Annotated in this window: 8 protein-coding genes; 3 read left to right on the top strand and 5 right to left on the bottom strand. The window is 36.6% G+C overall.

Annotated features, from left to right (window positions below):
- Nucleotides 1–381 precede the first annotated feature (381 nt).
- On the bottom strand, nt 382–570 hold the full coding sequence (locus OWO01_RS15435) for a hypothetical protein (protein ID WP_268781379.1): 189 nt from the start codon (nt 568–570) through the stop codon (nt 382–384).
- A gap of 492 nt (nt 571–1,062) precedes the next feature.
- On the opposite strand from OWO01_RS15435, the gene OWO01_RS15430 reads away from it, so the two are divergent.
- Nucleotides 1,063–2,796 (top strand): carbohydrate-binding module family 20 domain-containing protein, encoded by a 1,734-nt coding sequence (locus OWO01_RS15430; protein ID WP_268781378.1) that lies wholly within the window; start codon nt 1,063–1,065, stop codon nt 2,794–2,796.
- A gap of 482 nt (nt 2,797–3,278) precedes the next feature.
- Here the strand turns inward: OWO01_RS15430 and OWO01_RS15425 are convergent, their stop codons facing one another.
- Entirely contained in the window at nt 3,279–4,013 is a 735-nt protein-coding gene (locus OWO01_RS15425) for an SDR family NAD(P)-dependent oxidoreductase (RefSeq protein WP_268781377.1), read from the bottom strand.
- A gap of 428 nt (nt 4,014–4,441) precedes the next feature.
- Between OWO01_RS15425 and OWO01_RS15420 the strand changes: the two genes are divergently transcribed.
- On the top strand, nt 4,442–5,701 hold the full coding sequence (locus OWO01_RS15420) for an EAL and HDOD domain-containing protein (RefSeq protein WP_268781376.1): 1,260 nt from the start codon (nt 4,442–4,444) through the stop codon (nt 5,699–5,701).
- A gap of 185 nt (nt 5,702–5,886) precedes the next feature.
- Here OWO01_RS15420 and OWO01_RS15415 read toward each other — a convergent pair whose 3' ends face one another.
- The gene (locus OWO01_RS15415) at nt 5,887–6,444 is read right to left on the bottom strand and encodes a GNAT family N-acetyltransferase (protein WP_268781375.1); all 558 of its coding nucleotides are present in this window, start codon (nt 6,442–6,444) and stop codon (nt 5,887–5,889) included.
- Nucleotides 6,445–7,059: 615 nt separating this feature from the next.
- Between OWO01_RS15415 and OWO01_RS15410 the strand changes: the two genes are divergently transcribed.
- A complete protein-coding gene (locus OWO01_RS15410; protein ID WP_268781374.1) occupies nt 7,060–7,518 on the top strand; it encodes a helix-hairpin-helix domain-containing protein in 459 nt (152 codons plus the stop codon).
- Nucleotides 7,519–7,852: 334 nt separating this feature from the next.
- Here the strand turns inward: OWO01_RS15410 and OWO01_RS15405 are convergent, their stop codons facing one another.
- On the bottom strand, nt 7,853–8,794 hold the full coding sequence (locus tag OWO01_RS15405; protein WP_268781373.1) for an NAD(P)H-binding protein: 942 nt from the start codon (nt 8,792–8,794) through the stop codon (nt 7,853–7,855).
- An 81-nt stretch (nt 8,795–8,875) separates the two neighbouring features.
- The gene (locus OWO01_RS15400; RefSeq protein ID WP_268781372.1) at nt 8,876–9,769 is read right to left on the bottom strand and encodes a LysR family transcriptional regulator; all 894 of its coding nucleotides are present in this window, start codon (nt 9,767–9,769) and stop codon (nt 8,876–8,878) included.
- Between the last annotated feature and the right edge of the window lie 314 nt (nt 9,770–10,083).

The raw sequence follows: 10,083 nt of genomic DNA, 5'->3' as shown, positions 1-10,083 counted from the left end.
ACCCGGTTTTTGTCGAATGATCTTCTGTTGATAGGGAAGTTATATCATTTGTTTTTATGGAAAGTGTGTTTCAAAAACGTTATTAAACAGGCGTGGGGAGAAGGAGAATTGCTTTTCCCTCGCCAACATACTAAGGAAAAAATCTCAAAATAAAGAAGTGAACGTATAGTTGTAACAAACAGGAAGAATGGGACTATTCAATTCATTCGATAAATTATAAATCTTTTCTTTCACAATCATTGCTTCTTCAGGCACCTAATAAATTGTGGGGAAAAATAGAAATAAGAGTACAGAAAAAATGTTTTTTTTTTGATATAATCATCCTGCACTAGAAAACCGTTCTATTTCAATTGACTATTGTTTTTCCCCATGATTGATTTTTTATTTAAATTTATGTGGTTTTTCTACCTTGATTGAATCAACTTCGCCACAATGGTTGCAAAAGCGAACGATCATTCCAGAACCCCCAGCAAAAATCCGATCAATTGGTCGTACGTTCGCATAGCCATCTAATTTTCCTTCAACGAATGTATGATTTCCACAGCTCGAACAATTTTTTTCTTCGACCATAGTTAAACCTCCAATTATTTCTATTTACTATAACTATACTATAACTATACTATAACTATCGATGTGAAAATAGGTGCTAGTTTACTTTTCTAGATTATTTCTTATTGGGAACTGCAAGTGTGATAGAAACAATTATTCTAGGGAAGAATACGGACGGTTACTCGGGATTGATTTTTTGATTCTAAGAGGGTAAATAGAACTATTTTCAAAAAATAACTTTACAAAAATTGTAGGATGCGATTTAATGAAAGGGAAGGAGATGTTATCTACCTATATTTTTTTCACAAAAAATGAAAGCGTTTGCATAAAGTGATGAGTATGAGAGAATCAACGATCAACAGATCTTAACTTTTATCATGCTTACTAACCGAGGAATGGGAGGTGACTAAAGGAAGTGCAAGCGCTCTGCATCGAGAAGGAAAGGTCATTGCTGCTACAGATTCATTAGGATTTTTAAAGGTACAATAAAAATTACCAAAAGGAGAATGACTAATGAAAAAGAACTTTAAATTGTTATCCTGTATAGCTTTAATCTTCGTTCTTTTCAGTTATGGGCTGAATCTCTCGACACCAACGTTTGCGCAATCTAAGAATGATACTCCACTAGAAACAGTATCGCTTAACAGTTTGACTGAAGCAGATGATAGTACGATTTTCCATGCTTGGAATTGGTCTTTTGACACGATAATTCAGAACCTTGAAGCCATTGCTGATGCAGGTTTTAACAAAATACAAACTTCGCCAATTCAAGGGAACAAAGAACCTTTGATGACAGGAAGTCAATGGTGGATTCTTTACCAACCAATTAATTTTGAGATTGGTAACACGCAATTAGGTGATAGAGAGGCATTTCGGAGATTATGTGAAGAGGCGGAGCAATATGGTATTGATATTATAGTGGATGTGATTGCAAATCATACTGCAAATGCAGGTGGAGGTGATTTGCAATACACACCAAGCCCTAATGTTGATCCAGTGCTATTAAATAATCCTCATTTTTGGCGAGAAGCAAGAGGGGTAGAAGATTGGAATAATCGTTATCAAGTGACCCATTGGGGAATTGGATTGCCAGATCTAAACACAGCAAATCAAGAGTTACAAAACATGGTGATTGATTTTCTGAATGATGCAATCTCATTAGGTGCAAGTGGTTTTCGTTTTGATGCAGCTAAGCATATTGAATTGCCAGACGATGTGGGTGGATCAAATTTTTGGCCCCGTGTACTTGGTTCGTTAAATAATAGTGATGATCTTTTTATTTACGGTGAAGTCCTTCAGGGTGGAGCGGATCGTATTTCAAGCTATGCAGATTATATGGGAGTAACACCGTCTGCCTATGGGGATCGTGTAAGGCATTCGGTTGGTTTTCAAAGCAATCGTAACGTACGGGAGATGCAGAACTACGGGGTGAACATTGATCCTAATAAACTTATTACATGGGTTGAGTCCCATGATACGTACGCCAACGATTCTGAGGAGTCAACGGCTATGACAGAGTGGGAATTGAGAATGGGATGGTCCTTGATTGCTAGTCGAGCTGAATCTACTCCGCTATACTTTAACAGGCCAGCCGGTAGTGGAAAATTTGCTAATCAAATAGGCCAAGCGGGGAATAACTGGTGGCAGCACGCCGATATTGTCGCCGTAAATCATTTTCGACAAGCTATGTCCGGAGAAAGTGAGTATTTAAGACCGCAAAGTAATGACGTGATGCTAATTGAACGTGGAAACAAAGGGATGACAATCGTAAATCTGGGCGGTAGTGCACAAGTAAATGCAACAACTAATCTCGCAGATGGTACCTATACGAACCGAGCAAGTGGTAATGAAACATTTACTGTAACCAATGGTAGGATTACAGGCACGATTAGTGGAGGGAGTATAGCGGTACTATATGACGGTGATGATCAAGGTGGAGGGGACCCATCCAATGGACTTGTCCCGGTCACTTTTTCAATTCATAATGCGACAACGAATTGGGGGCAAAATGTTTATATAGTAGGTGATATACCTGAACTCGGAAGCTGGAATCCGCAAGAGGCAGTAGTTGCTGATAGTTCTTCCTACCCAACTTGGCGTACAACTGTGTATTTACCAGTTGGCACAGAGTTTGCATTTAAAGCAATTAAAAGAGATGGAAGCAATGTGGTTTGGGAGAGTGGAAACAATCGAACGTATCGAGTAACATCAGGTAATAATGAGATTAGCTTTAATTTTAGAAATTAAGTGGGGTAAGGGATAAGCGTTTATGCTGAGATTAGCATAAACGCTTTCTCTTTTTCTTATCTATAAGTACCAATCGATAAGAACCAAGGAAGAAAAAATAATACTAGGTTAATATAATCAACTTCAAGAAATAATATAACCGAACCCCTCTATCTAATTAAGACTTCACTTTATCCCGGAGCAACCGTCCATAAGACTCCCACTTCAAAACAACGAGAATACACTGTTGTTTAAGAGGGCGTAACGGACGCTAGCACCCGAATGGTTCTAGGTTTTTAGTTAGGTCATTCTTTAGGGCTAACAATCAGTGGGGGAATACCTAAAAACCCCAATAATTGAAGTTTCACTTTATAGAAAGATAAAAAGCGGAAACAAAAACTGGTACCCACCATTTTAGGTGAATACCAGTCTTTCAGTTAGATAGGCTTTTTTTATCTACCGTTCTGTTTTTGGTGATAGTAATAAGGTGTAGTTATTTTTGATCAATCAGTTGTCCATCCGCCATCAATCTTAATTGTTTCCCCACGGATGTAATCAGATTGTTCTGAAGCAAGAAAGACTGCGAGATCAGCGATTTCCTCTGCTTCTCCTGGTCTTGGTTCAGGGAGGTCATCTGTTAGAGATGGATCCACATCTTCTGTCATGCTTGTATTAATGTATCCAGGTGCAATGGCATTCACTTTGATTCCTTTTTGACCATAGTCGTATGCGAGTTGTTTGGTTAGACCAACAACAGCATGTTTCGTTGATGTATAGGCTGCACCACCACCGCCAGCTACAAATCCTGCAATAGAGGCAATATTAACGATGGTACCTTTTTTGTTTTTCAACATGGTAGGTAACACGGCTTTTGTGACAAGATAGATCCCCTTAATATTAACATTAAAGACACTATCCCAAAGCTCCTCATCCGTATCTTCAAGTGAAGAGAAGTCATCAAGGATACCAGCTGTATTGCTGATGATATCGATTGATTTAAAGCGTTCAAGCGCTTTTTCTACAGCAGATTCCACTTGTTGAGCATCCGAAATGTCTACTTCAAGTCCAAGAAAATTCGAATCTAAAGAATCAAAGTGGTCTTCTAATTCTTGAAGTCCGTCCTTATTGACATCAAATGCAATGATGTCCGCACCTTCTTTAGCAAAACGTTTTGCTTGTGCTCTTCCCATCCCCGAGCTAGCACCAGTAATTAAGGCAACTTTATTTTGTAGTTTCATTACTTTTTCTCCTTTCCTTTGATAAAAAACAGTAATCAAGAAAACGGCTATTAAGGTAAACGTATTTTGGCGTTTCTAACAAACTATTCGTTATATCTTTGTTTCATAGATGAGGATTATCTATCTTTGTTTCATAGATGAGGATTATCCCATGAAAACCTCCCTCATTCGTTTTAATCCCATCCCTAAACTTCGCTTTAACAATGAAGGGATGTAATTATTCACTTTAGTTATCCCTTTCCCGCTATCATAAAATTCAAACTTCGTGGTGCCTGTCACCGCTCGGTTTTTGTCGAAGCTCGACAAAAACCGGGCGGTGACAGGCACTTTCTATAAAAATATCCTAACAATATGCTGGAATTTGCCGATAATTAGTATGTATGGTTATATTTGATAGTATTATGAGTAATTAGTTGGGTGGTGTTTTTTTGAGTTCTGTATTAATAGCTAAGCAACCTATTTTGACTCAGACACAATCTTTGTATGGATATGAGTTATTATATCGAAGTAAAACTACAACAGAAGAGTGGAATGGTGATTTAGCAACCATTGAAGTAATGATTAATGCCTTTCTTAATATTGGAATAGATCGACTTGCAGGATCGTCTACTGTGTTTATTAACTTTACAGAAAATCTAATCAACCAAGAATTAGCAACCCATTTTTCGCCAGAAGATATTGTGATTGAGTTGTTAGAGGATACTCCGTTAACAGAAACAATGAAAATGAAAATACAATCTCTCTCAGATCGTGGTTATCGACTAGCTTTAGACGATGTCACACCACTGTTGTTTTCAAAATGGCAAGAAGCTGACATGATTAAATACTTGACATTTATAAAAATTGATTTTTTGGGCACCCCAGATAATAATCATAGAAGAGAACTTGCAAGGGCTATAAAATTAACCGATCCAAACATTATTTTAGTGGCTGAGAAGGTTGAAACAATCGACGATTATGAAGAAGCCAAACAATTAGGCTGTCAGTTGTTTCAAGGATATTTCTTTATGAAGCCTAAGGTGATGGAATCTCGTGAGATCCCATCTTATTATTTAGCTTACGTTAAACTAATCGAACAAATTGATGAGACAGAAATTGATTTATCAAAGATCTCTAATACCATTAAAAAAGATTTATCCTTATCGTATAAATTATTAAAATTAATTAATTCCCCCGCTTATCGACGAATGGAGCGAATTAAATCGATTGATCAAGCAGTTGTGTTGTTAGGGCAAAAAGAGATAAAAAAGTGGTTGTATGTACTAGCATTACGTGAGTCTTTACAACATTCGCAGCAACCTGGTATAGACTCCTTAGTGAAAAGTTCTTATTATCGTGCCAAGATGTGTGAGAACCTTGCAAAGCAGTTGATCCCACACTTAACACAAGAGGCCTTTTTAGTTGGATATTTCTCGCAACTACCAATCATTTTACATCAGTCGTTGGATCAAATATTAGGCAACCTTTCTTTAGATGGCTGTATTGAGGCAACCTTAAAGGGAGAACCAAGTAGTTTGAGAGATATCTTTCAGCTCGTTATGGCTTATGAGTGGGTGAATTGGGAAGAGGTTGATCAATTAACAGAAACGTTGAATCTAAACAAAACAATGGTGTTTGAAGCATATCAAAAAGCAAATCAGTGGGTAAATAATGTGTTTCAGTTGGCAGATACAGATACAGTTTCTTAGAAGTATCGACGTGATCATCCACTCCTTGTTTTACGATAAAGAAGGAGTTCAGATAATGTGGGGAAGAAATGAATTTTCATGGTTATTCTTACAGCAAAAAACACGATAATTGACATTTAAAATAACAAGTAATATAGCAGATAAAAACGCTTGGAGCATGTTCTAAGCGTTTTTATCCTACAAAATTATATTTTCGAATATGCCTTTTCCCACTCTTCATTTAACAATCCATAAATTACTCTGTCGTGATATTCCCCATTTAAGTATTCATCGTTGCGAATAATTCCTTCTTGCTTGAAGCCTAATCTTACGGGGATTGCTTTACTTTTTGAGTTTTTAGTTGCTACATTGATTTCTACTTTTTTCAAACGCAAATCGTTAAATGCGTGGTCAATGAGTTGTTTACAAGCTAAGGTAGCCAACCCTTTTCCAATAAAATCATCACCCAACCAGTATCCTATTTCAGTTTTTCTTGCGCTCCAATCGATAAACAAATAACCTATCGAGCCAGCAATGTTCCCTTTATGCCAAATACCAGCCCAATATCCGTTATTTTGGGATAGTCTTTTTAGGGATTTTTCAATAAATAATTTAGCGTCTTCAACTTTGTTTTTTTTCATAGGAAAGGAGAGCCATTCTCCTATATTCACACGACTACCATCCACTAAATGATATAATTCCTCTGCGTGCTTTGGTTCTAGGATGGAAATGTAAGTATCTTTATCAATAATCGCCTTGTACATTTAACTGTTCCCCCTATAACATTTCTTTTTCTTATAACAGCTCTCATAATATCCCTCAAATTTTAATGAAAAAACAAGAAGATCATAGTTTTTAAAGTAGGAGTAACAAAAGCTAGCCCCCCGAATGATTCAGTTATCAATCAGAAGGGAAAGATCGAAAAACCCCTCACTGCCTACAGTTTTAGTTTATCATGTCTCTATGGATTCAAAGTATGATTGTTGTAGATTTCAACTTAAGTAATTATTCCATCAGTACAAGAAAATGACTGTTTTTCGGTTATCGCAACTCGTCTTGAGTTTATCATAGTTTCTTCGTAATGGGTAAATGCTTTTGGACAATTAGTAGTTTAGTTGATTGTCATAGAAGAAGACAACTTGGACTAGAATGTTTATGAACTAGGGACAATAAATTTGAACAATTATCTTCAGTGATCTCACGTTTTAGAAAACCCCCAGCATTAGTAAATACAAGAAATGATAGGATAATAAAAGAGGAGTTCAATCGAAATAGAGAAACATATGATACACTTAGATTACTAAGTTTACTGATCACAGACTTCTTGAGCGTTTTGATTGATAAGGACAACATTTCTTATGACTAAGGGGGGAGAAGTCTTGGGTTCAAACATCAAATTACCATTAACGCAGGAAGAAAAAGTAAAACTAAGAAAAGCGAAAGTAAAAATAGGTGACATGGATTCTTATCATGTTGAAGAAATAGCGCAAATGCTAAACATTTCACAAGGAAAAGCCAAAGTTTTAAAAGGACTGGTTGAATTTCAAACTGTTCCTTCGATTGGATATAAGCTAGCTGAAAAGTTGGTTTTCAAATTGCATCTTTTTTCATTATCGGAAGTTAAGGATAAAAATGGAGCTCAACTTTTTGACCAATTAGAACAACAATTAGGTGTATGGACAGATAGTTGTGTTGAAGACCAAATTCGTTGTGTGATTAACTATGCGAACAACCCTACGAGTAATAAGCAATGGTACGATTTCACAGAAGATAGAAAGGTATATCGAGAAAAAAATGGTTTCCCTAAAAACAGACCGTTAAAAGCTTGGTATGAGTAAAAACAATAATAAAGTGAAACTTCAATCAGTGGGGGTTTTTTAGGTATTCCCCCACTGATTGTTAGCCCTAAAGGATGACCTAAAGGCCTTTGAACCATTCGGGGTGCTAGTGTCCGTTACTCCGGGATAAGAATATTGAATGAACAAAGATGATTATCATACGAGTTTTGTAATAGAATTCACACAGAATTATCTATCCTGATAGCGTGAGATTAGCGAGATCAAGTGGGAGAATTGGTGAACTAGAGGGATAAGCAAGAATAGGGAAGAGCACCCCGCAAAGTTAAGAATGTTCTTCCCAAGCCAAGTATCATTTACGTTCTATCTGCATGAACTAGTCATCCATTGAATGACGATCGCCAACTTGAAACTCTTCGGCATTAGAGAACATATATTCGACAGTAAGCGGTTCTTGGCCAGTTAACTTTTGAAAATCTTTAGTAAAGTCATCCATCTTACCTAAACGAATTGCTTGAGCGAAGGTAACCATACCTTCAGAAGAAAACGGCGCTTCTGAACCATCCTTGAACTTTCCATCTGTCGTTCGCGGAACACCCATCGCATCAAAAATCTGATAATTTTCTTCATCTGTGATTTCTTTGTAGGTGACGTTGTTTCCTGTCACTTTATTTCCTATCGCAACAAAATCTGATATTGTCATAAGTTCAGACCCGTTAATGTTTAAGGTTGCTTTTTGATAATCTGTTGATGCTAAGGCATAAGCAACTGCTTTTGCACAATCTTTCCGTGAAATATAAGCCATTTTTCCTTCACCTTGACTGTTTTTTAGTACGCCATCACCTTTAACATAAGTGAAGTAATTCGTAATCATTGCCTCTGCATATTGGGAATTACGGAGGAAAATATAATCTAAACCAACGCTTTTAATATAATCTTCTGTGTAAATATGATCAATTTTTTCAACGCTCGGATTGGACTCATCTCCAGCATTTACAAGGGACGTATAAATAATTTGTTTTACTCCAGCTTCCTTAGCAGCATCGACTACATTTCTATGTGCTTGTTGACGTTTTTCTCCAACGAACGGCATAGAAATAAGTACTAGTTTGTCCGCTCCAGAAAAGGCTTCTTGTAGTCCATCCATTTTGTTGAAATTTGTAACACGTGTTTCAATACCCTTTTCCGCATAAGGTTTCAAAGCTTCAGGGTTGTAACTACAGAAGATCACCTGATCGTTATCGACAATATTCAATAAATATTCTGCTGCTTGTCCACCTAAGTTTCCATCAATACCTGTTAATAATAATTTACCCATAATCTGTTCACTCCTTCACAATATTTACACTTTTATTTTATGTGAAAGAGTGAACAAAATCTAATAGATATATCGAATGACCTATTGGGGAAACGAATCGTAAAGTGCTTGGATAAATGGCTGTAATGCTGGATTACTATTACCTTTTAAATAGCCAACTTGAATCCGGTACATATGATGACTATCTTTAATCTTAATGAAGCGAACCTCCTCTTTTGGATAATTTAAACAGTATTTATCAGGAAGGAAACCGATTAAGTCTTCGGTTAAGATATAAAATAATTCTGTCTCCACATCTTCAGAGGTTCTTACAATATTCGGTTGATATCCGTCTTCTAGCGCGTTTTGAATCATGAGATAGTATGAGTTACCGATCGTATTCGCATTTAACATGATCAAAGGGTATTGATAGAGCTGTTCTTTAGTGATCATTTTTTGGTGAAACAAAGGGTGATTGCGGCTAACAACTGCGCAATAATGACCACTATATAACGTGTGTGTTTTTATTTTTTCTTTTCCAGTGAATTCAGAATCGACGGCAATGGCGACATCATAAAGTCCTTTTTCAAGAAAATCGGCAATATCTTTTAATGGTACTTTGTTCAACTCGGGTTTAACGGTTGGATGATTATCAGTAAAGGATGGAATAAATGAGAGCACCCCTTGAATATCAGTGAGTGTGGAATATTCAATATTTAATATATGGCGATGATCGTTTTTGACATGATTCATTTTTTTCTGCATATACGAGTATTGTTTCCAAAGAACGTTAGCTTCTGCATAAAATACCCAGCCAGCGTGCGTTGGTTCAATAGGAATTTTTTTTCGATCGATTAATTTCACCCCAAATTCTTTTTCTAGGGAAGCGATCTGTTGACTTATGGTGGTCTGTGATACGTAGTTTTTTCTCGCTGTTTCGGTAAAGTTCCTACATTCTACTAGATCAATGAAGTATTTGATTTTTTCCGTATGCATAATAACACCATCCGTTTGAACTATTTTATCCCGGAGCAACCGTCCGTAAGACTCCCACTTCAAAACAATAAGAAAAGCAAGTTGTTTAAGTGGGAGTAACGGACGCTAACACCCCGAATGGTTCAACTAACAATCTGTGGGGGAATACCTAAAAAACCCCCCACTGATTGAAGTTTCACTTTATCTTTTTAAAGATTATATCATGTAAGCCTTGATGCTGTTTGTGATGAGTTTTCCCTGTATGTAACAATAGGGATAGAATGGTAGGTATGAATTGTTATCTAAGACATAATTACATATTGTTTTTTATTATA

The organism is Natronobacillus azotifigens, assembly GCF_026805325.1.
Lineage (GTDB): Bacteria > Bacillota > Bacilli > Bacillales > Amphibacillaceae > Natronobacillus > Natronobacillus azotifigens.
Note: the sequence above shows the minus strand (reverse complement) of the source record. Positions and strands in the feature narration are given on the sequence as shown.

Bases quoted from the DNA above. Each gene is read 5' to 3' on its own strand.
- OWO01_RS15405 (WP_268781373.1), bottom strand. From the start codon at position 8,794: ATGGGTAAATTATTATTAACAGGTATTGATGGAAACTTAGGTGGACAA.
- OWO01_RS15430 (WP_268781378.1), top strand. From the start codon at position 1,063: ATGAAAAAGAACTTTAAATTGTTATCCTGTATAGCTTTAATCTTCGTT.
- OWO01_RS15400 (WP_268781372.1), bottom strand. From the start codon at position 9,769: ATGCATACGGAAAAAATCAAATACTTCATTGATCTAGTAGAATGTAGG.
- OWO01_RS15415 (WP_268781375.1), bottom strand. From the start codon at position 6,444: ATGTACAAGGCGATTATTGATAAAGATACTTACATTTCCATCCTAGAA.
- OWO01_RS15435 (WP_268781379.1), bottom strand. From the start codon at position 570: ATGGTCGAAGAAAAAAATTGTTCGAGCTGTGGAAATCATACATTCGTT.
- OWO01_RS15425 (WP_268781377.1), bottom strand. From the start codon at position 4,013: ATGAAACTACAAAATAAAGTTGCCTTAATTACTGGTGCTAGCTCGGGG.